The organism is Dyadobacter sp. HNCC25DJ184 (genome assembly GCF_056895215.1).
The window spans coordinates 185,867-206,622 of record NZ_JBXHAQ010000002.1 but is presented as its reverse complement, the minus strand read 5'-3'; the positions used below and the strand labels follow the sequence as shown (position 1 = coordinate 206,622).

The 20,756-nt window shown below is 42.5% G+C and carries 21 protein-coding genes; 12 read left to right on the top strand and 9 right to left on the bottom strand.

Annotation, left to right across the window (positions count from 1 at the left end):
• From AC1XUD_RS03790 to AC1XUD_RS03780, 3 genes are all read right to left on the bottom strand, one after another.
• Positions 1 to 504 carry a shikimate kinase gene (locus AC1XUD_RS03790; protein WP_483359627.1) on the bottom strand — a complete coding sequence of 168 codons (504 nt, stop codon included), beginning with the start codon at positions 502 to 504 and terminating at the stop codon, positions 1 to 3.
• Between the two features lie 26 nt (positions 505 to 530).
• Positions 531 to 1,625 (bottom strand): BT_3928 family protein, encoded by a 1,095-nt coding sequence (locus AC1XUD_RS03785; RefSeq protein WP_483359626.1) that lies wholly within the window; start codon positions 1,623 to 1,625, stop codon positions 531 to 533.
• 267 nt (positions 1,626 to 1,892) lie between these two features.
• Entirely contained in the window at positions 1,893 to 2,438 is a 546-nt protein-coding gene (locus tag AC1XUD_RS03780) for a DUF1599 domain-containing protein (protein ID WP_483359625.1), read from the bottom strand.
• Positions 2,439 to 2,465: 27 nt separating this feature from the next.
• Between AC1XUD_RS03780 and folP the strand changes: the two genes are divergently transcribed.
• From folP to AC1XUD_RS03755, 5 genes are all read left to right on the top strand, one after another.
• Positions 2,466 to 3,314 carry a dihydropteroate synthase gene (gene folP, locus AC1XUD_RS03775; RefSeq protein ID WP_483359624.1) on the top strand — a complete coding sequence of 283 codons (849 nt, stop codon included), beginning with the start codon at positions 2,466 to 2,468 and terminating at the stop codon, positions 3,312 to 3,314.
• 37 nt (positions 3,315 to 3,351) lie between these two features.
• Positions 3,352 to 4,155 carry a diadenylate cyclase CdaA gene (cdaA, locus tag AC1XUD_RS03770; RefSeq protein ID WP_483359623.1) on the top strand — a complete coding sequence of 268 codons (804 nt, stop codon included), beginning with the start codon at positions 3,352 to 3,354 and terminating at the stop codon, positions 4,153 to 4,155.
• A gap of 97 nt (positions 4,156 to 4,252) precedes the next feature.
• Positions 4,253 to 4,516, top strand: a complete 264-nt coding sequence (rpsT, locus tag AC1XUD_RS03765) for a 30S ribosomal protein S20 (RefSeq protein ID WP_483359622.1) — start codon at positions 4,253 to 4,255, stop codon at positions 4,514 to 4,516.
• A 280-nt stretch (positions 4,517 to 4,796) separates the two neighbouring features.
• Entirely contained in the window at positions 4,797 to 6,071 is a 1,275-nt protein-coding gene (locus AC1XUD_RS03760; protein WP_483359621.1) for a beta-propeller fold lactonase family protein, read from the top strand.
• 296 nt (positions 6,072 to 6,367) lie between these two features.
• Positions 6,368 to 7,981 (top strand): ABC-F family ATP-binding cassette domain-containing protein, encoded by a 1,614-nt coding sequence (locus AC1XUD_RS03755; protein WP_483359620.1) that lies wholly within the window; start codon positions 6,368 to 6,370, stop codon positions 7,979 to 7,981.
• A gap of 83 nt (positions 7,982 to 8,064) precedes the next feature.
• Here the strand turns inward: AC1XUD_RS03755 and AC1XUD_RS03750 are convergent, their stop codons facing one another.
• The 4 genes from AC1XUD_RS03750 to AC1XUD_RS03735 form a co-directional block, all read right to left on the bottom strand.
• Positions 8,065 to 9,219 carry an RNA polymerase sigma factor gene (locus AC1XUD_RS03750; protein WP_483359619.1) on the bottom strand — a complete coding sequence of 385 codons (1,155 nt, stop codon included), beginning with the start codon at positions 9,217 to 9,219 and terminating at the stop codon, positions 8,065 to 8,067.
• A 144-nt stretch (positions 9,220 to 9,363) separates the two neighbouring features.
• Complete coding sequence (locus tag AC1XUD_RS03745) at positions 9,364 to 9,717, bottom strand: YciI family protein (protein WP_483359618.1); 354 nt, start codon at positions 9,715 to 9,717, stop codon at positions 9,364 to 9,366.
• Between the two features lie 264 nt (positions 9,718 to 9,981).
• Positions 9,982 to 10,614, bottom strand: a complete 633-nt coding sequence (locus tag AC1XUD_RS03740) for a gluconate 2-dehydrogenase subunit 3 family protein (protein WP_483359617.1) — start codon at positions 10,612 to 10,614, stop codon at positions 9,982 to 9,984.
• A 54-nt stretch (positions 10,615 to 10,668) separates the two neighbouring features.
• The gene (locus tag AC1XUD_RS03735) at positions 10,669 to 12,408 is read right to left on the bottom strand and encodes a GMC oxidoreductase (RefSeq protein ID WP_483359616.1); all 1,740 of its coding nucleotides are present in this window, start codon (positions 12,406 to 12,408) and stop codon (positions 10,669 to 10,671) included.
• A gap of 243 nt (positions 12,409 to 12,651) precedes the next feature.
• On the opposite strand from AC1XUD_RS03735, the gene AC1XUD_RS03730 reads away from it, so the two are divergent.
• Complete coding sequence (locus AC1XUD_RS03730; protein ID WP_483359615.1) at positions 12,652 to 13,605, top strand: L-threonylcarbamoyladenylate synthase; 954 nt, start codon at positions 12,652 to 12,654, stop codon at positions 13,603 to 13,605.
• Positions 13,606 to 13,620: 15 nt separating this feature from the next.
• On the opposite strand, the gene AC1XUD_RS03725 is transcribed toward AC1XUD_RS03730, so the two are convergent.
• Positions 13,621 to 15,048, bottom strand: coding sequence for an ATP-dependent DNA helicase (locus AC1XUD_RS03725; protein WP_483359614.1), 1,428 nt, complete (start codon positions 15,046 to 15,048; stop codon positions 13,621 to 13,623).
• Between the two features lie 267 nt (positions 15,049 to 15,315).
• On the opposite strand from AC1XUD_RS03725, the gene AC1XUD_RS03720 reads away from it, so the two are divergent.
• The 4 genes from AC1XUD_RS03720 to coaD all read left to right on the top strand — a co-directional run bounded on the left by AC1XUD_RS03720 (position 15,316) and on the right by coaD (position 17,924).
• The gene (locus tag AC1XUD_RS03720; RefSeq protein WP_483359613.1) at positions 15,316 to 15,753 is read left to right on the top strand and encodes a CBS domain-containing protein; all 438 of its coding nucleotides are present in this window, start codon (positions 15,316 to 15,318) and stop codon (positions 15,751 to 15,753) included.
• A 66-nt stretch (positions 15,754 to 15,819) separates the two neighbouring features.
• Positions 15,820 to 16,305, top strand: coding sequence for an NUDIX domain-containing protein (locus tag AC1XUD_RS03715; RefSeq protein WP_483359612.1), 486 nt, complete (start codon positions 15,820 to 15,822; stop codon positions 16,303 to 16,305).
• A gap of 45 nt (positions 16,306 to 16,350) precedes the next feature.
• The gene (locus tag AC1XUD_RS03710) at positions 16,351 to 17,256 is read left to right on the top strand and encodes a DUF3822 family protein (protein WP_483359611.1); all 906 of its coding nucleotides are present in this window, start codon (positions 16,351 to 16,353) and stop codon (positions 17,254 to 17,256) included.
• Between the two features lie 176 nt (positions 17,257 to 17,432).
• Positions 17,433 to 17,924 carry a pantetheine-phosphate adenylyltransferase gene (gene coaD / locus AC1XUD_RS03705; RefSeq protein ID WP_483359610.1) on the top strand — a complete coding sequence of 164 codons (492 nt, stop codon included), beginning with the start codon at positions 17,433 to 17,435 and terminating at the stop codon, positions 17,922 to 17,924.
• Positions 17,925 to 17,951: 27 nt separating this feature from the next.
• Here coaD and AC1XUD_RS03700 read toward each other — a convergent pair whose 3' ends face one another.
• A complete protein-coding gene (locus AC1XUD_RS03700; RefSeq protein WP_483359609.1) occupies positions 17,952 to 18,638 on the bottom strand; it encodes an NUDIX hydrolase in 687 nt (228 codons plus the stop codon).
• A 103-nt stretch (positions 18,639 to 18,741) separates the two neighbouring features.
• On the opposite strand from AC1XUD_RS03700, the gene AC1XUD_RS03695 reads away from it, so the two are divergent.
• Positions 18,742 to 20,040, top strand: a complete 1,299-nt coding sequence (locus AC1XUD_RS03695) for a hemolysin family protein (RefSeq protein WP_483359608.1) — start codon at positions 18,742 to 18,744, stop codon at positions 20,038 to 20,040.
• 1 nt (position 20,041) lies between these two features.
• Positions 20,042 to 20,680: an orotate phosphoribosyltransferase gene (gene pyrE / locus AC1XUD_RS03690; protein ID WP_483359607.1), complete on the top strand. Its 639-nt coding sequence runs from the start codon at positions 20,042 to 20,044 to the stop codon at positions 20,678 to 20,680.
• Positions 20,681 to 20,756 lie beyond the last annotated feature (76 nt).

Genomic DNA, 20,756 nt, shown 5'->3' with positions numbered 1-20,756 from the left:
TCAAAGCAACGGTTTTAATGTCTCCAGCAAGTGGGTTACGTTCAATTCACCTGCTAGGGTGAAGTCTGCCTGGCTGTAAAAAGGCGTTCTTTCTTCAATTTTTTCGGTAAGAGTTTCTACCAATGAATGAGCCCCTGATAAAATCGGGCGGTCGTCTTTGCCATGGTTTTCTATCCTTTTAGCTAAAAATTCAGCCGGTACATTAAGGTATATACTAATCCCCAGTTTTTTTATAAACTCCATATTATCAAAAAAGCAAGGAGTTCCGCCACCAGAAGCCAGCACGAATGGACGGTGGTGTTCGAGGCTTTTTAATACTCTGCTTTCCGTTTCGCGGAAGTGTTTTTCCCCAAATTCGGAAAAAATGGAAGGAATATCTTTGTGCTGATCCTGCTCGATCAGCTTATCAAGATCTATAAAATCATAGTTCAAAGCCTGGGCCAGCTTACGGCCCAGAGTTGTCTTACCGGAAGACATCATCCCCACTAAAATTATGTTTTTCATGCTGGTAGTAACCGGGTACTGAACTATTACTTTTTAGTTAGTTCCAATACGGCCTCGGCCGAAGGTGTATCGTTGTAATGCCATTTACCAAGAACGGTACCATCTTTTAATAGCCAAAGCCCTGGATTTGAGCGAGATATTGTTTTAAGAACCGTCGCGTCCACGTAGTAAAACGGAAGTGCGATCTGGTGCTCATTCAAAAAGCTCTTAATTTCGTCACTGCTTCCGGACGTAAGAATAATCGGCTGAACGTTGGTGCCTTTCAACTTATTGACAAGCTTGCTGATATCCGGAAGAGCTGCAGTATTAATGTCTGTGAAATTTTTAAGAATCAGATATAGCTTCGTTCCTTTCAGCGATTCCTCGGTATAGTCTCCTTCGTCGTTCCAAACCTTATAGTCGGTTATTTTGGGCATCGCATCCTGATTGACAATCTGCATTTCCTTGAATGTCAATGTGGTGTCGGACGGGTACTTTTCAAATTCGCTGGTTTTTCCATCCTTTTCAAATATATACTTGTACCTCAATGGCTCCGAGGGTTTCATTTGTGCCGGAACGCTTGCCCCCACGCGGTATGACAATAAATCTACTATGGGTAAATGACGCAGTGAATAAAATGCTATACCCAATGAAGCTACAGTTGAAAGGATCACCAATATTCCTGTCGGGTATGGCTTAAATTTCTTTCGATAATAGACTATAATCAATATCAGGATCAGCAAAAATATATCCTTTCCAAACGAAGTCCAGGGCGTAAGCTTGATCGCCGCGCCGAAGCATCCGCAATCTGTTACCTTATTAAAGTATGCGGAATAAAAGGTTAGGAACGTGAAAAAAACGATGATAGAAAGTAGAAGCCAGGAGGTGGTCCTCGGTTTATAACCCACTAATAACGCAATTCCCAACACCACCTCTGCCGTACAAAGGAACACAGAAAAGTAGAGCGCGAAGGGCACCAGCGACATGAAAAAATCATGCATCGCCGGCAAGTCGACGGCAAATACTTCGAAATACTCCTCTAGCTTATACTGTGTACCAACAGGATCGTTCAGTTTGATCAGACCGGAAAAAATAAACAAAAGTCCGACGATCAGACGAGATATCTGGGCAAGAATTTTCATATTCGGGTATTTAAAACGACTTTAATATTACTGTGTGCTATCGGGAGCTGGGTAATCGTAGCTCCAAATGCGGGGTCGGCAGGTCGACAACATCTAAATAAGCCAATCAGGATTATTTTTAACTGTTCATTAACCATTCTTAACATCTCAATGGTTCGAAACCTCAATAATGTGTTGAAATAATAAGTAAATAAGGAACATTAGACATGAGTTTCTAATTACTTAAAATAGCTGAAAGCTAACCGTGCGACGGACCGAAGCTAAAAGCTAATTCGATTGCAACCCATTAGATTTAATCAAACAGAATACAGCATAATTGATAATATCCTGATAACCTGATTTTACGCCTTCGGAAACAATTGTAAATCCCTGATTATCTTCAATTTGCTTGATGCGCAATAATTTCATTAGAATAATGTCGGTCATGGAGCTTACACGCATTTCACGCCAGGCCTCGCCGTAATCATGGTTTTTATTGAAAAGCAGTTCCTGAACCTCCAGAACCTGCTGATTGTAGGCAGAAGTCAGTTCTGTGTTATCCAGATTTTGTTTCGCGTTGTTTAATGAAATCTGTATCAACGCCATCACGCAATAATTAATGATTCCGATAAACTCGGCAGGAATATCGTCATCTACTTTTTGGAGGCCCTTTTCCTGAATTGTACGAATGCGCTGGGCTTTAATAAAGATCTGATCAGTAATAGAGGGAAGCCGCAAAATGCGCCAGGACGTTCCGTAGTCTTTATTTTTTTTTGTGAAAAGATCTTGGCAATACTGAATGATTTCCTGATATTCCGCTTCTGTGGATTTCACGCGTAGTGTTTTTTGGTAATGAATTATATGGCGCAAGTTAGTAAAAAATCGATCAAAGTTGGGAGCCGGCTGATTGATCTGTCGATTCCAAAAGTGATGGGGATCCTCAATATGACTCCGGATTCATTTCACCCTGAAAGTAGAATGAGCTCGGTTCAGGAAGGTTTGGACAGGGCTGGAGTGATGAAAGATGAAGGCGCCAGCTTTATTGATATCGGGGGTTATTCGACCCGGCCAGGCGCCAAGGATGTAAGCGTTGAAGAGGAATTAGAACGGATTTTATCAGTTATTGAACCGTTAACCAAACAAATTCCTGATTTGATCGTTTCTGTTGATACCTTTCGGGCGAAAGTGGCCGAGGCGGCTGTTAAAGCAGGCGCATCAATTATCAATGATGTAGGAGGGGGGACTTTGGACATCGATATGCTTGACACCGTTATTCGGATGAAGGTTCCATATGTTTTGATGCATATGCGGGGGACACCGGAAACCATGAATACGTTGACCGAATACCGTAATCTGAGTCTTGATATTATTAAGGAGCTCTTGCCGAAAATGAAGTACTTGCGTGAGGGAGGAGTCTCGGATATAATAATTGACCCGGGATTCGGTTTTGCAAAAACCAGGGAACAAAATTTTTTGATGCTGAAGCATCTGGCTGACTTTGAATCTCTCGATTGCCCATTGCTTGTAGGAGTTTCGAGGAAAGGTATGATATACAACACCTTAGGTAGCAATGCCAGTGACGCCCTAAACGGGACGACGGTTTTGAATACGCTGGCATTAGACCGGGGCGCAGATATACTGAGGGTGCATGATGTAAAAGAAGCTACCGAGGCAGTAAAACTGTGGCTTGCAACTAGTGGGGTATACTAAAAAATGGTAATTTAGACGCAAAATATTATTGGTTTTTATGCAGGTTGGTTTTTTGAATGTCAATTGGGCGGATGTTCTGGATGTTTTTCTGGTTTCCATACTTCTATATCAGATATATACGCTGGTTAGGGGTAGTATAGCGAGTCGGGTATTTCTGGGATATATGTTCGTTTATGTCTTTTACCTGGTCGTCAGAGGGCTTGGATTGGGACTTTTGACAGCGATCCTGCAATATTTTATGGGCGTAGGAGCAGTGGCTCTGATCGTCATTTTTCAACAAGAGATTCGCAGATTTTTGTTGATCATTGGTAAATCCACGATTTATACAAATAACGGTTTCCTCAAAAAAATACTTGGAAGCACGATTACGGACGCACATTCGAAAAATCTGAAAGAGATCGTCGAGGCCAGCAAGGCAATCGCGTCGAGTTTTACCGGAGCGCTCATAGTTCTTAATAAAAAAGATGATCTATCGAAATTTGTCGAAACCGGGGAGTTGATAGATGCGAAATTGTCCAAACCACTCTTGGTGTCTCTGTTTAATCAATATAGTGAATTGCATGACGGGGCGGTGATAATTATCAATGGACGTTTAAAAGCGGCGAGATGCGTTTTGCCCGTGGCTGATGGGGTGGATGTACCTTCTTCATTGGGCTTCAGGCACAGAGCGGCAATGGGTATGAGTGAGGCTACTGATGCAGCCGTGATTGTTATTTCGGAACAGACCGGAAAAATATCGCTGGCCATAGAGGGCGAATTGCACAGTAATGTCCCTGCGTCAGATCTATTATCTATGTTGGATGAGTACCTTTCCACCGAAGTAAATCATCTGATCAAATAAAATATTGAAAGATATTTTGTGCCGAATTTGGTGTTTAACAAAGATATTTTTACTTTTGCACACAGTTTGACGAAGAGATCAATAATATCAATATACAATGGCAAACCATAAATCAGCTTTAAAAAGAATTCGCGCTAACGAAACTAAACGTTTGCGTAACCGTTACCAGCACAAAACTACGCGTTCATATATCAGAAAATTGCGTGAAACAACTGACAAAACTGTTGCGATAGAAGTTTACAAAACTGTATCTTCAATGTTGGATCGTTTGGCAAAGAAAAATATTATCCACAAGAAGAAGGCATCTAACCAAAAGTCGAAATTGGCGAAATTGGTTAATTCCCTTGCGGTTGCTGCGTAATATTTACAGCTCTTTATTGAAGGCCTCTGACGGTAATCGTCAGAGGTCTTTTTTTATGTCCCTGGCACTGAAAGATTGATTTTATTCTTTTTTTTAGCCCCTTGTCTGTTGGTTACGCAGTCCCTTGTTGCCTTATAAAAGGCCCTTTTTGCCCATTTGGAAAGGTTTTGTCTTATATTGCGAATTCGTAAAGATTAGTTTCCATGAGTAAATTAGGCTGATGACCGGACTTCTTTAGGGACTTAAATCTTTTTTTCAACTATAACTAAACTTCACTTTTATGAGAAAAGTCGGAATACTTGCCGGTTTGATAGCAATGGGCGCAGTACCGGTACTTGCCCAGACTACCGTCAACTTCAATGCCAAAGGGCTTATCGTCATATCTGACGGAGATCTTGCAGCATCGGCGTTGGTAGATGGAAAGCTATTGACTGACAACGCCGCAAAGGATCAATTGTCATCAATTAAATTTCCAGTGGAGCGGGGCAGTAAGGGATTGGGAAGCGCTTTAATTTCGAATTCGGTGATAGGAGGGGGCAAGACGATAGCAGTTCAGGAATATGGGGGATTGGCTTTTGTGCTTGAAAATAAATTAAAACCTGCAGATGGCGTTACTCAGTATACAGACGCAGTAGGGGAATTTCCTGCTGGAGAAAAGCTTTATGTGGTTGATATTATAAATTTTGCAGCTCCGAAAGCAAAGTTTGGTTTCCCGGTTGGTAAGAATCCACTTGCCATTGATATTAATAAGAATGAGTTGATTATAACTACGTCAGAGGCCGGGAAGGAGCTGGTTTTTATCGAAGCTGCGCCAGATGGTAAGCCGGGTCGTTTCCTGAACCTTCCTGCGGCGATAGATTCGACCAGCAATATTTCTGATATAACCTGGCATCCATCCGGAGACTTCATTGCGTTTACATTGGATAACTCAAATGAAGTTGGGCTATATAAGGTGCTTCGTGAAGCAGGTAAAGTGAAAAATGTCGAATTAGTAGGCAAACCTGTTAAGGTTGGGGCTGATCCTTCATTCGGAGAATTTTCGGCGGACGGCAAGCATTACTTCGTTTTAGATTCAAAAGGCAAGCAGGGCAATGCGTCCGAGGCGGGAGAAATCCATGTGGTCGACTTCTCGATGGATGGCTCAGCTGAACATAAGGTGGCGAGTAAAGTGGCGACAGGCGTCAGCACGGGCTCTTTCGCGATTAGTCCCGATGGCAGTTTGTTAGTAGCAGTAAATGCTGCAAAAAGTGATGCTCCGTGGGCAACCGCCGGAGCGGGTACGGGCTCATCCCTGACTTTGTTTAAAGTTGGGACGGATGGCAGCCTGACGAAAGTGGCGGACTATCCGTTCGCAGGAATATACCCTCGGAGTGTTGCATTTGATAAGGATGGAGCTAACCTTGCTGTGAGCGTTTTCGAGTATCTGGAATTTGGACTTGGCAATGGGGGCGTGGAGTTCTGGACTGTGACGAAAGGCGACTCTCCGTCTCTTAAAATGCAGGAAGCGAAGATCAGTGTTGGCAAAGGTGCTCACACCATTCGCGTTATTAAATAATTGGGATTCGAAAGCAGATAATTGGAGAGGTCGGGTCAACCGGCCTCTTTTATTTTGGGCGCGAGCGAAATATTTTGGGGCGATAAGTTTGCGCGATTCTTTCGGGAAGTGGTCTCCAACTTAAGAATTAGATCACTATCTCTTGACCAAGATTGACGATACGAACCATTTAGGCGTTGAACACGACATACCAACATTCATTCTACCATAATCCCGGGAATTGCTTCCTCACGCTATGTAAAATCGCTTCAAATTATGTAATTTTGCACTTTCATTCATAAAAATAGAATTTCGAAATGCTTACCGTTCAGAACGTATCGCTCCGATACGGAAAAAGAGTATTATTTGATGAAGTAAATATAAAGTTCGTTCCTGGCAACTGTTATGGGGTTATTGGCGCAAACGGAGCCGGAAAGTCTACTTTTCTGAAAATTCTTTCGGGTGAATTGGAATCTCAAACCGGCTCGGTGAGCCTGAATCCCGGCGAACGTCTGACCTTCCTGAAGCAGGACCAGTTTGAATTCGATGCTTATACGGTAATGGATACTGTTATTCTGGGCCACGAAAGGCTTTACAAAATAATGAAGGAGAGAGAGGCGATATATGAGAAGGCGGATTTCACGGACGAGGATGGCGAAAAGGCGGCAGAATTGGAAGCGGAATTTGCTGATTTGAATGGCTGGGATGCAGAAACAGAAGCGGCGCAGTTGTTGAGTGGTTTGGGACTGGGTGAAGATTCGCATCAAATATTGATGGCTGACCTTAATGCAAACGATAAAGTAAGGGTACTTTTGGCCCAAGCATTGTTCGGTAATCCCGATGTATTGCTTCTGGATGAACCTACCAACAACCTTGACGTTGAAACGGTACTTTGGCTTGAAAACTTTATTGCTGATTTCAAGAACACAGTAATCGTAGTTTCCCACGACCGTCACTTCCTTGATGAGGTTTGTACGCACGTGGTAGATATCGATTTTAGCAAGGTGCAGATGTTCTCAGGTAACTATTCATTCTGGTATGAGTCCAGCCAGTTGGCTTTGAAACAAAAGCAGGATGCGAACAAGAAGTCTGAAGACAAAAAGAAAGAGCTTGAAGAATTTATTCGCCGTTTTAGTGCGAATGCTTCGAAATCTAAACAGGCTACAAGTCGCCAGAAATTGTTGGATAAGCTGACAATTGATGATATAAAACCATCTTCAAGGAAATATCCGTATATCGCTTTCAAAGGTGAAAGAGAAGTTGGAGATCAGTTGCTTGCTGTGGAAGGACTTTCTAAAACTGCCGAGGACGGAACAGTATTGTTCAATAATTTGAGTTTTTCAGTCAATAAAGGAGACAAGATCGCTTTTGTTGGTAAAAATGTACTGGCGATCAGCGCGTTTTTCGATATCATCAGTGGAGAAGCCAAAGCCGACAAAGGGACTTTCAATTGGGGTGTAACTATAACAAAATCATATTTTCCGAAAGATCCGACTCAATTCTTTAATGTGGACTTGAGCCTGGTTGACTGGCTTCGTCAATATTCAGAGGAAAAAGATGAAAGTTTTATTCGCGGATTTTTGGGTCGTATGCTTTTCTCGGGCGATGAGTCTCTGAAAAAAGCGACCGTTCTTTCCGGAGGTGAAAAAGTAAGGTGTATGTTATCCAGAACGATGCTTTCAGGAGCAAATGCGTTGGTATTGGATGATCCTACTAACCACCTTGACCTTGAATCTATTACCGCGCTTAACAATGGTCTGATCGATTTCACTGGTTGCCTTTTATTCTATTCCCATGACCACCAGTTCGTTCATACTATCGCAAACCGCATCATCGAAATCGGGCCAAAAGGAATATTGGATAAGCTGATGACATATGACGAATTCCTGAAAGACGAAACCGTTAAAGCGCAGCGCCAAAAATTGTATTAAGTATATTGTATTGATCTAGTGTTGAAATGGAGCCTTTTGCCGGGCTCCTTTCTTTTTTTAACACTTTTTCAAAATGATAAGAATTATCCTGATTGCGATAATTCAGCAATATATCCAGAAATGATCTTTTTGTCTGATTCGGTTTTTGCCAGCGCAAGCGCGCGCTTGAAATTGGATATTGCTTTCCCGGGATCGATTTCTTTATAAAGCTCGCCGAGTAGTGTGAAATAGAACCTATTGTTTTTTAGCTGCAATTTTTCAGCTTCGAATATCGCAGCTTCTTTTCCACGCACTTTTGAAAAAGCGAAGGTTCTGTTCAATGCGGCGATAGGAGAGTACTCAAGGACGAGCAGGTGATTGTATAAGCTGAAAATATTCTCCCATTTTTCTAAACTGTCGGTCTTGACCGTGTGCCAAAATGCAATGCTCGCTTCGATATGATATTTAGAAAGCCTGTTTCCCTGTGAGGCTAACTTAAGATGGCACGTGCCTGCCGTAATTAATTCAAGATCCCAAAGTGATTCATCTTGCATTTCATAAAGCACAATTTCACCGTTTTGGTCTTTTCGAGCCGGGAATCGGGAAGAATGGAAATACATCAAGGCCAGTAGCGCGTTGACTTCCGGCAGGTTCGTTTTCTCATTTTCGGTTAAAAGCTGCGTAAGTCGGATTGCCTCCTGACATAAATCTTCGAGAAGCAGTTCGTTCTGGCTTTCGGAGTAGTATCCTTCGTTGAACAGAAGGTATATTGTTGTGAGCGCTGTATTTAGTCTCTTTGGGATTTCGGATTCTGCCGGAAATTCAACTTTTATTTTTTCGGATCGAAGCGTTGCTTTGGCCCGGTATAGGCGTTTATTGATCGTTTCCTTATTGCTTAAAAGAGCATTCGCAATCTCTTCAATACCAAATCCACAAAGAATTCGAAGCGCCAGTCCAATTTGAGACTCATTAGACAATACCGGATTACAAACTGCGAATAGCATTTGAAGCTGGCTATCCGAAATATTCCGGGGTGAAAGATCAATTTCAGGCATGACATTTTCCTCTTGGCCATTATTCAGATCTTCAATTTTCCGGGTCAGAATTTCATTTCTGTGCAGGTAATTTTTTGTCTTATTTTTCGCCACCATATATAGCCACGCCACAGGGTTTTCGGGAATTCCCTTATATGGCCAAATTTCCAATGCGGCAAGGAATGTTTCACTCGCGATATCCTCTGCGATTTCAATGTGATCCATGCCAAAATGTTTACACAGAACAGAAGCGATCCTGGTAAACTCTTTTCTGAACAAATGGGGTATCAGTTCGTGAGGTTTCATACGAAAAAAGCCGCTGTCGAAACAATGGCTTTCATATTTTGGTCCTTAAATGAAATAAATGAGTTAATTGTCGTCTCCATTGTGAGCAATTCTCCGTACTTCGACTGTATTGCCTTCACCCTGTAGAACCGGACAGCCTTTCGCAAATTCGACAGCTTCTTCAACTGACTCTGCTCTCACCGTAATAATACCACCGAGCGTCTCCTTAATATCCCCGAACGGGCCGTTTGTTACAAGCTTATCAGCGTGAACTACCTTTGCGCCGTCGAATGGCAATCCTGTCCCGGAAACAAATTTGTTTTGAGCGGCAATAGTTCCGATCCAGTCCATAGTCTGTTTCATCCATTCCTGTATCTGATCGGGCGAAGCGATTTTTTGGCCGTCCTCATGTCTCATGATCAATGCGTATTCTCTCATTTTGCTTGTTATTTAAATGTTGTTATTGAATTACACCTACATGACAAACGAAAAAATCGATATGAGACACGGGTTCTATTTTTTTTATCAATTCTTCTGAAGGTGTATTTCGAAAGTGAAATAAAGGCCTTTGCATGAATAATCAACTGGAAATTAACACTTAATGTTTCTTAACTACTAAATGGTTCAAACATTTAAAAACATCCAGTTCGGACTGCCGCCGCTATCAAAAAAGGAGCCCATATCTGAGCTCCTTTTGAATTTCTAAACAATATACTTCTGATATTGTTTGATCACTTCTGCTGGTGGTCCCTCCCAAACGTTTGGCGTATTGCCGACATATCCCAGGTCGTCTATGCCTATTTTGGTGGTGTAGAAGCCGGTTGCAGTCAGATTTCTCATCATATTGAAGAAAGCCACGCCTTGTGAGAAACGAGGTTTCGCTTTTTCGGGATATGCGATGTCGTCCACAATTTGAATCTGTTGTTCTTTTGTACAGGCCGTAAAAATTTTATGAAATCTGTTATTCGATTCCACATCCAGCCATTTCAATCCACCCCGTAACGGCGTTTGGTAGGCCGGCATATCCTTGGCGATGAATTCAATGAAGGCAGGCACTCCGGCTTGAGAAGCACTTCCGGATTTACTGTCAGCGGGGATTATGATGTCTGAAAGAACAGTGATCGTTTTAAGTTCTGCATCTGTGAAAAATTTCTCTTTCATCAGTTTGGCATCATATATTGCCTCCTCTTTTTGCCGACCACCCGGGATTTTGATATCATCATCTGCAACAGGCTTCGGATGATTCAGGCTTTCTGCCAGCGCAACCTGAGGATTGAGCGAAGCTAAACCAAGCGAGGAAAGCGTAATCGCTTTTAATGTGTCTCTACGTTTCATATTTTTTGAGCTTTAAGCAATGTTAAGCTGATCGCTATTAATGTAACCTGAGTTTTAGATATTCTTTTTCTTCACCTGATCGATGATATAGTCGGATGCACGCCATGACAATGCAAGGATCGTCCATGTTGGATTTTTGTCAGCCTGAGAAACGAAAGAGCCGCCGTCTACAACAAATACGTTCTTGGCATCGTGTGCTTGAGAAAATTTGTTCAAAGCAGACGTTTTAGGATCATTACCCATTCTGGCAGTACCAACCTCGTGAATAATTCTACCTGGTGCTTCCAGCCCGTAATCCGTATCTGCGCCTGGTTTCGTTCCGTTTGGAACACCACCTAACGCATGGATCATTTCCTCGAAAGTTTCGTGCATATGTTTTGCCTGCAGTCTTTCGTAGTCCGACCATTTATAGTGGAACCTCAAAACCGGAATACCGTATTTGTCAACCACGTTCGGATCGATTTCACAATAGTTGTCAAAATTTGGAACCGCTTCTCCGCGTCCGGCCATACCAATGTTGGCACCGTAAAAACGACGATAATCTTCTTTCAACGACGCTCCATAACCACCAGCTTCACGTTTCTGACCATTGGCCGTTGGATAAATACCATTGCGTTGCTCCATTCCAAAGCCGAAACCATATGCCGGCATGCCCATGCCGCCGCCATATTCAATATGATAACCGCGTGGGAAATTCAGCTTTTTGTTATCAAGCCACCATGGGGTGTAAACGTGCATACCACCCGTGCCGTCTTCGTTGTAACGTTTACGTTCCATCAAATGAGGAAGGAAAGCACCACGCGACGCACCGGTTGAGTCATGAAGATAGTGTCCCACAACACCACTCGAATTGGCCAGCCCATTTGGGTGTTTATCAGATTTGGAGTTCAAAAGAAGCCGAGCAGTTTCACCAGCGCTGGCAGCCAGTACCACAGATTTTGCCTTGATGGTATGCTCTGTCAACTTCACGCGGTCTATATAGGACACGCCTGTCGCCAATCCCGTAACCGGATCCGTCAATACCTCGCGGGCCATGGCATTGTTGATCAATGTCACATTCCCCGTTTTCATCGCAGGAATTACCAGAACAGACGAAGACGAGAAGTCTGCATATGCCTGGCAGGATCTACTGCATTGAGCGCAATAAAAACAAACGCCACGCTCATTGTTGATGGGTTTTGTCAGGATCGAAAGCCTTGAAGGAATTACCGGAATATTGGCTGTTTTGCCAGCTTTTTGAAGAAACAACTCGTGAAGACGGGGCTTCGGTGGCGGCAGAAATATACCATCCGGCTCGTTATCAATATTTTCAACGGTACCAAAAACTCCGATCAATTTATCAACCTGATCGTAATATGGTTTAACATCATCATATCCGATTGGCCAATCGTCGCCCAATCCGTCTATACTGTGTCTTTTAAAATCTTTTGGACCGAAACGTAATGAAATACGTCCCCAGTGATTTGTCCGCCCACCCAGCATGCGTGACCTGAACCAGTCAAATTTGGTGCCGCTTTTACGTGTGTAAGGCTCACCGTCAATTTCCCAGCCACCCCAGGCCGCATCAAAATCCCCAAAAGGGCGGTGGTTGCCGGCGCCGCGTCGGGGAGATTCCCACGGCCATTTAAGTTGGGTAATATATTGTGGATCAGCAGGATCGAAATATCCTCCTGCCTCCAATAGTGCTACTTTTGCACCGGCTTTTGCCAGTTGATAAGCTGCCATTCCTCCTCCCGCTCCGGAGCCTACAATTACGACATCGAAAACGGTCGGTTGTTCTTTGATTTGAAACATAGCAAGGGTTAGATTATTATTACTATTTATCCTTTAAATATAACTATTGTGTACGGTTGCTTGACTGCAGGCTTTGGTTTTTTCTTGTTATTTAAAACAATTCTAACTTGCGATATTCTGTTTGCTGTATCGTTTTAGTTGTACTTGCCACCCGCAATATTAGTACTTTAAATTATAGATTTCGTACCCCTGTGAATGGTAACGCTCTTTTTGTAATTTTGCGGAATATTAACAATTGAGATTTTGGCTGAAACTGGAAGTGATATTAGAAAGGCGGCAGATGTCTTGAGGAACGGCAAACTGGTCGCTATTCCTACTGAAACTGTATATGGTCTCGCGGGAAATGCTTTGAATGAAAAAGCAGTTTTGTCCATTTTCGAAACCAAGAACCGGCCTGCATTTGATCCGTTGATTGTACATACCAATTCACTGGAAAAGATTTATCAATTTGCATCGGCTATTCCTGAAAAGGCGGTTCAACTTGCAAAGTCTTTCTGGCCGGGACCACTAACCATGTTGTTGCCTAAAATGGATATCATCCCTGATCTGGTTACATCTGGTCTTGATACAGTAGCGATCAGAATTCCAAACCATCCGATGACGCTGGAATTATTGTCCAATCTCGACTTTCCGCTGGCGGCTCCCAGCGCAAATCCCTTTGGATATATCAGCCCGACGTCTGCTGCGCACGTTCAGCAGCAACTTGGCGATAAAATTGAGTATATTCTGGATGGTGGGCTATGCGATGTGGGCATCGAATCGACCATCATAGGATTTGAAGATGAAATACCGACAATATATCGACTGGGCGGGTTGGCACTTGAGCAAATCGAAAGTGTTATTGGTAAAGTTAACTCGCTGACCCATTCTACTTCGAATCCTCAGGCTCCCGGTATGCTAAAAAGTCATTATGCACCACGGAAACCTTTTTATATCAAAGACAGAGTATCCTTCGATATTGGCTCTGGTCGAAAAATTGGATATCTTCTATTTGATACTTACCTGGAAGATGTTGAAAAGAAGCGTCAAAGACTGTTAACTTCAAGCGGAAATATGGCGGAAGCCGCTCACAATCTTTTTGCATTTCTCCGTGAATTGGATGCCCTGGATATAGATGAAATTCAGTCAGAATACGTACCGCAGGTAGATTTGGGTAGAGCCATTAATGATCGGTTGAAGAGGGCGGCGGCGGTTTAATAGCGTCAAAATCAATCATACAAAAAAATGCGAATGGAAATTCATCAGGAATACGTCATCTGTGGCTCTTGTCACTGCGGTGTATAACCAGCGTATAAATTCTTCATTGATCTGTTCCTCAGGCAGATATCCCTGGTCCACAAAAACTGCGCTCCATTGACCGCCCTGAGATTTGTGAGTAGTCAATGCATATGCAAATTTTACCTGCAGTGCATTTAGATACGGATCTTTGCGCAACGCCTCCATTCTTTCCTTTCGTGATTTGATATCCATATAATCCTGAAGCACACTGTCATATAGTCGTCTGTTATCCTCAGAGGATAGCGAAGGGGATGCTGAATGGAGCGTGTCCAGAAATATTTTGGCCTCAAATTGTGGTTGTTTGTCGTAGTCGGTGAGTCTCAATATAGCATCAGCAAATCGAAAACCGTGGATTTCTTCCGTTCTCCGGATTTTAAGAAGTTCAACAAAATCACCATTTGCAATGAAACCAGCTGGCGAGTCGTCATCGAGAATATTATAATTATTCCTCACTACCATCAATCGGTCTCCGGCGTCAAGCTCATCTTCGGTGAAATTGACAACCCTCCTGATATACTCGTTATACTGAACCGCTGTTTTATTTGATCTTGTCAGAATAATTACATTTTCCTGGCCGTATTTGTCGTAAGCATATCGCAACCCTTCCTCCATCTTATCACCAGTCATACGAAACATATCTTTGAAAGATTTTGTCCGCAGTTTGATCGCTGGATTTTCCTGTTTTAGTTCATTTCTGAGCTCTGTTGCATTGAATAATATTCCCGACTGTTCATCCTGACGCATTACTTCTGTCAATTCTTCTTCAAAAACCGACATATAATAGGTGCCTTCCAAATAGTCTTTTTCGAGCGCCGGGCTAATGACTTTTCCGACGGGCGGAAGCTGCGCAACATCACCTACTAACATTAGTTTGTTTCCGGGGTTTTCAAAGACGAATTCAATAAGATCATTAAGCAGACTTCTGTTTCCGTAATCCGCGTCATCGGTGATCATCGACGCTTCATCTACTATAAATAACGTATTGTCATGGTAGTTCTTTTGACGCTGAAAAACCAGATTTCCTGAATGAGAATCTGCGATCTGTTTGTATATCTTTTTGTGGATAGTCAGTGCAATCTTGTCTGAGTAGCTTGACATCACCTTTGCTGCCCGGCCCGTAGGGGCTAGCAACACCGACTTGTATTGAAAATTTTTCAGGACCTTGATCAGCGAACTGATGATTGTAGTTTTTCCTGTACCCGCATATCCTTTTAATATGAAACAATCCCGATATCGCTCCAACCCTTTTTCTTCGATCAAAAAATCGTCCATTTTGGCGAAAAAACGAAGTTGGCCGGCAGTGGGCCTGAAAGGGAAACGTTTTAGTAAAAGTTGTTGCGGTCGTGGGTCGCTGGATTCCATGGCTGCGAAACTAACCTAAGTGTTTAAAAGATCAAAGGGAAATGAAATAGACCTGAATGGTCAGGCATTGTCGGCGGTCGTCGGCGTTGGTCAGGTATTGTCAAGTTTGGTCAGGTAATGGTCGTGAGTTGTGGCTTGGAAAAATCTAATTTTGCAAGATTCCCAGTTAGAATAAAGCAAAAATATACTGAGATTTTGTTGGACTTTTTTAAACTAAATTGGTAAATTGACATGAAATCTATCCTTTAACAACTAATCTACTCACTTATGCAAGTATACCAAGTGCTGGCAGGCAAATCAATTGACGCAATTTGGTCCATCACAAGGGACACAACTGTATTTCAAGCGCTGGAGGTGATGGCTGCGAAGAATATCGGAGCTGTTCTGGTTATTGAGAATAATGAACTCATGGGTATATTTTCAGAAAGAGATTACGCGCGAAAAGTAATTCTGATGGGTAGAGCTTCCCGGGAAACACTGATCGGCGACGTAATGACTTCCAAAGTAATTACGGTTGAAAATGATCAGCAGATAGAGGAATGTATGCAAATCATGTCAGACAAGCATATTCGCCACTTACCAGTTACTAAAAAAGGACAATTGATCGGTATTATATCAATTAACGATATCGTTTCTGCAATAATTAGAGAGCAAAAAGACCATATCAAATCGCTCGAAAGCTATATTTCTGGTAGTCCTTACTGAGGAATATCACAATGAACTTGTCAATTTTAATGGTATAGTTATCTTTGCCCTTTCGACGCGATACAAGTGGATAAAGGGCAAAGTCATATTGAGACCACGTATGGAAACCGTATCAGGGTTCGTGTATGTGGTCTTCTGATTTCTGAAGGTCGTTTTTTGATGGTCAAACATCGCGGTCTGGGTGCCAAAGGATACTTTTGGTCTCCACCAGGTGGCGGTGTTGATTTTGGTGAATCAATGACATCGGCGGTTAGGCGCGAATTTAGGGAAGAGACTGGTTTGGAAGTGTTAGTGGGAGACGTACTGTTTATCAACGAATTCATGGAACTGCCCTTACATGCAATCGAGATTTTTTTTGAAGTTAAGTTGCTGAGTGGTACCTTAAAAACTGGTATAGATCCGGAGCATGCTATAGATCAACAAATTATAGAGAAAGTCGAGTATATGTTATTGGAAGATATTCACGCGCTACCCGCAAATTCTGTTCATAAGTTGTTTAGTAAATTATTGAGCGCAGAGGACATATACAAGTTGAAAGGGCTTATTAGCTAGAATTGCAGACGTTATTGAAATTGGTTTAGTTGTAAAAATATATTTGTGGCAAATTCTGAAAATCAGGTAATTGAGATCATTCCAAGTCTTCTGGCTGGGGATACTTCGTTTAATACCGATTCGATTCCATATTGCACGCTTTGCATTGAAGTCGATGAGCGTAGGATTCGTTTTTGTATCGTCCGGGATGAGAATATGGAATGTGTGTGGCTGGAAGATTATGGATTTGAAACAGTCCTGAGCAAAGACGATGTATTCGAAAGGTTGAAGAGGATTTTTACGGGTCACCTTTTGTGGTCGTCAAATTCCTGGAAAAACGTTTGTGTTGCGATTAACTCGCACGCATTCAGTTTAATACCTTCACTTGTTTTCGATCCGGAGGCTGTTGGAGATTATCTTTCGTTTGCGATGGGCAATTCGGTTATGGCAGATGAAAAAGTACTTTACCACGAAATACCCCTGGTACATGCTTATAACGTTTTTAGTATTCCCGCTCTTTGGCATGAATGGATGATTAACCATTTTGGTGCATCGCATATTACTTTTTACCATATCACGAGTCCGTTGATCATTGGTGCATTGGTAAGTCATGCGGAACAACAGGAACTACGGATCGCGTCTGTGTACTTCGAAAAGGATTTCTTTACGTTACTGGTAACGGAAAGTGAAAATCTGATTCTCTGCAATCGATTCCGTTTTTCACAACCATCTGAACTGGCATATGTTATTCTTTTCGCGTTAAGTCAGATACATTTCAAGCCGGAGGAGGTGAAGGTATTATGTTACGGAGAAATAAGCACGCAGTCCGATAATTATCTGGAAATGAGTAGGTTCTTTCCAAATATACAGATTGGAAATGGCCCGACAACTTTGAAATATAACAAGCATTGCGGAGATATTCCGGGTCACAGGTACTTTGGGTTGTTCAATACTTATCTGGTGTCGTCGTAGGTATTAAGGGGTTGTCAATTTTTGTAAGGAATTGATTATGAGTTGTCACGGAGTTGACAGGTTTTGTGTGGGATGAGGTCATTTAATGAAGAAAGAGTTAGGATTTTGCCCGAAGGCTGGGTTGAATAGGCTTTTCGAAGATTCAAACATTGGCTTCGGCCAAAACCGATTTAGTTATGAGTAGCACCAAAAGGGTCGCGTTATTTCCCGGATCGTTTGATCCATTTACTAAAGGGCATGAAGATATCGTGTTGAGAGGGCTGCGGCTTTTTGATGAAGTGGTGATTGGTATAGGGAACAATGCCACCAAAAAAAGGTATTTTCCCCTGGAAGTGATGAAGGAGTTGATCGAAAGAACTTTTTCAAACTATCCGAATATTAAAGTAGTGACCTATGAAGATTTGACTGCACATACCGCCCGGCAACTGGGAGCGAGATTTCTGTTAAGAGGACTCCGGAATACAACCGACTTTGAATACGAAAATGGTATATCTCAGGTAAACCGGTATATATATGAGGAAATCGAAACGGTATTCCTCATTACATCGCCTCATTTAGCACCGATTTCTTCCAGTATCATACGTGATCTGCATCGTTATGGACAAGGAGTGGACGACTTTTTGCCGTACGCTCTGACAGAACTGAATAAACTGAATCAGGAGGACTGATCCAGTTTTCGTTCTTTATCTCATAGCTTATTTCTGAAATTCGGGCATTTTCGTTAGCGTATCAACTACGTAACGTATAGAGCTGTAAGATTTTATAAGCAAAGATTTGGCGTCGTTCCGATTATACCACTCAAGCTTTTCGATTTGTTCTTCGGCTTGAGGAGCCATTCTGCTGTCGTCATCGCAATCAAGTACATACCACTTTGTTTTCTTGAGAATCCGACTGTTATTAAAAGAATAAGTATGCCATGTGGTGCATATCTTGTCTTTGATATGTGCCTTAACTCCCGTCTCTTCTTCTATTTCCCTAACGGCTGCTACCTTCGAGCTTTCGCCTTTATCCAGTTTCCCTTTCGGCAAATCCCAGACCTTTCTGCGGTACATAAAAAGCCACTTATCATCCTTTACAACCACGCCGCCGGCTGCTTTGATAATTTTGTATTGACCTTTCACTTTTTCTTCAACACTCGATTTTTCACGGGTCGCCAAAGTGATTGAAAGTAAATCTTTGGGCATTTCTTTTTCCAGTGACTGAATTATCTGAACGGCCGAAGTTCCGGTCGCATTCAGAAACAACACATGGCCAGCCAACATACCGCTGTTAAACTTCGAAAGACGAAGATCTATAATGTGCTCAAAATGAGCAGTGTCTTCCGTTGATATTTTATTGGTCCGTACAATTTTGAAAGGACGGTCATCAAAAAATATAATCATTATTTGGTTGGTGAGATTGACTGAGCCCCAAAATTAGTTAAAGAGTTTAGTTAAGACAGCGATTATTATTGATAAATTTGCCTCAGGAATTAAATAATCATTCTTGGAACTCCTAATCATACTTTTTTTGGTGCTTCTCAATGGACTGTTCTCTATGTCCGAGATCGCACTGGTTTCGTCCAGAAAATCGCGTTTAGAAGCAGCCGCCAAAAATGGCGACTCGTCGGCCAAAGCCGCGCTTCATCTTGCCAATTCACCCAATCGCTTTTTATCAACCGTCCAGATCGGGATCACCTTGATAGGCTTGCTTACGGGTATGTACAGTGGAGACAATATCACTTCAGATTTTGAAGCTTTTATCGCTCAGTTTGAACCCCTCAAACAATATAGCCATACGATCGCAGTCGGAAGTGTACTGGTATTGATCACTTACCTTTCCCTTGTTTTGGGCGAGCTGGTGCCAAAACGGATCGGGATGGCCAAACCAGAAGCGATATCGAAATTTATGGCACGGCCGATGAATATCCTTTCTGTAGCCACGGCGCCATTTATTTCATTGCTCAGTTTTTCCAGCGATTTGATTATTCGTTTGCTGAACATTAAGCAAAGCGAAAACTCGGTGACGGAAGAGGAAATAAAAAGCCTTATTCAGGAAGGTACTTCGGGTGGGGTTTTTGAAGAAATTGAGCAGGAGATCGTACACAACGTTTTTCAGCTGGGCGATAGAAAAGTTACATCTCTGATGACCACCCGGCAGGATATCGTTTGGCTTGATATAGCGGATACCGTTCAGGAAAACAAGACGAAAATACTTGAATCAAGACATTCTGTGTATCCAGTGTGCAAAGGTTCGGTAGAGGATATAGTCGGCCTTGTATATGTTAAAGATTTGATAGCCAATGATCTGGACGATCAGCTGGCAGATCTTTCGGCTGTAATGAAGGAGCCTGTATACCTGCCCGAAAGTAACCGTGCATATCAGGCACTGGAAAAATTTAAAGAGCAACGCGTCTATTTCGGGATCATTGTCGATGAATACGGAGGGTTGCTTGGAGTTGTCACAATGCATGATATCATGGATGCGCTCGTGGGCGATATTTCTGATGATCAGGAAGAGGATACCGAAATTAGAAAACGCGATGACGGGTCTTTCATGGTGGATGCCCAGATGCCCTTTGATAGCTTCCTGCAATATTTCGAAGTGAACTTGCAAGAAACCGAAAGAAGGGAATATGCTGCGTTTAACACACTAGGTGGCTTTGTCCTTCATACCCTTGAAAACATTCCGAAAGAGGGAGAGCAATTTTCCTGGAAGGGGTTTGAATTTGAGGTGATTGACATGGATAGGAGTCGTATCGATAAGATTTTAGTTCAGTACAATAAGGATTCGTCCGACGATTAATATGAATAACACAGATATATCTAAAAGAATAGCAGAAATGCTCTTGGAGGCTCAGGCTATCAAGTTGAGTCCTGAAAAACCTTTTCAATGGAGTTCAGGGTGGCTGTCGCCTATTTACTGCGATAACCGCGTTGCTTTATCATATCCTGAAACCAGAACATATATTAAGAAGATTCTGGCCGATTTAATTCGCGAGGAATACAAGCACGTGGATGCGGTTGTCGGGGTTGCCACGGGCGGCATCGCTCAGGGTGCATTAGTTGCTGATTGTCTGGAATTGCCTTTTGCATATGTAAGACCTGAACCGAAAAAACACGGTATGGGGAATCAGATCGAAGGACGTCTGGAAAAAGGACAGTCGGTTGTTATCCTTGAGGATTTGATATCTACTGGCGGAAGTTCGTTAAAAGTTGTAGATGCGCTGAGAGCTGAAGGTATCGAGGTAGCGGGTATGGTCGCAATTTTTACTTATGGTTTCCAAACTGCTGCCGACAATTTCGCTGCTAAAAATGTGAAACTGGATACGATTAGTAATTATAGTTCTCTTATTGAGGCTGCATTGGAACATAACTATGTCACGGAAGACCAGCTAAGTAGTTTAGCTTCGTGGCGTCTTTCCCCCGAAACGTGGGGAAAATAGCCAAATGGAACCAGCCGGATTCCGCCGTCTGGTTCTTTTTTAACTTTCTCGGGATAATTTTTCGAAATGACTCCGT

Excerpts from the sequence above, each read along its gene's own strand:
- AC1XUD_RS03790 (WP_483359627.1), bottom strand. The coding sequence starts at position 504 with ATGAAAAACATAATTTTAGTGGGGATGATGTCTTCCGGTAAGACAACT.
- AC1XUD_RS03785 (WP_483359626.1), bottom strand. The coding sequence starts at position 1,625 with ATGAAAATTCTTGCCCAGATATCTCGTCTGATCGTCGGACTTTTGTTT.
- folP (WP_483359624.1), top strand. The coding sequence starts at position 2,466 with ATGGCGCAAGTTAGTAAAAAATCGATCAAAGTTGGGAGCCGGCTGATT.
- cdaA (WP_483359623.1), top strand. The coding sequence starts at position 3,352 with ATGCAGGTTGGTTTTTTGAATGTCAATTGGGCGGATGTTCTGGATGTT.
- rpsT (WP_483359622.1), top strand. The coding sequence starts at position 4,253 with ATGGCAAACCATAAATCAGCTTTAAAAAGAATTCGCGCTAACGAAACT.
- AC1XUD_RS03760 (WP_483359621.1), top strand. The coding sequence starts at position 4,797 with ATGAGAAAAGTCGGAATACTTGCCGGTTTGATAGCAATGGGCGCAGTA.
- AC1XUD_RS03755 (WP_483359620.1), top strand. The coding sequence starts at position 6,368 with ATGCTTACCGTTCAGAACGTATCGCTCCGATACGGAAAAAGAGTATTA.
- AC1XUD_RS03750 (WP_483359619.1), bottom strand. The coding sequence starts at position 9,219 with ATGGATCACATTGAAATCGCAGAGGATATCGCGAGTGAAACATTCCTT.
- AC1XUD_RS03745 (WP_483359618.1), bottom strand. The coding sequence starts at position 9,717 with ATGAGAGAATACGCATTGATCATGAGACATGAGGACGGCCAAAAAATC.
- AC1XUD_RS03740 (WP_483359617.1), bottom strand. The coding sequence starts at position 10,614 with ATGAAACGTAGAGACACATTAAAAGCGATTACGCTTTCCTCGCTTGGT.
- AC1XUD_RS03735 (WP_483359616.1), bottom strand. The coding sequence starts at position 12,408 with ATGTTTCAAATCAAAGAACAACCGACCGTTTTCGATGTCGTAATTGTA.
- AC1XUD_RS03725 (WP_483359614.1), bottom strand. The coding sequence starts at position 15,048 with ATGGAATCCAGCGACCCACGACCGCAACAACTTTTACTAAAACGTTTC.
- AC1XUD_RS03720 (WP_483359613.1), top strand. The coding sequence starts at position 15,316 with ATGCAAGTATACCAAGTGCTGGCAGGCAAATCAATTGACGCAATTTGG.
- coaD (WP_483359610.1), top strand. The coding sequence starts at position 17,433 with ATGAGTAGCACCAAAAGGGTCGCGTTATTTCCCGGATCGTTTGATCCA.
- AC1XUD_RS03700 (WP_483359609.1), bottom strand. The coding sequence starts at position 18,638 with ATGATTATATTTTTTGATGACCGTCCTTTCAAAATTGTACGGACCAAT.
- pyrE (WP_483359607.1), top strand. The coding sequence starts at position 20,042 with ATGAATAACACAGATATATCTAAAAGAATAGCAGAAATGCTCTTGGAG.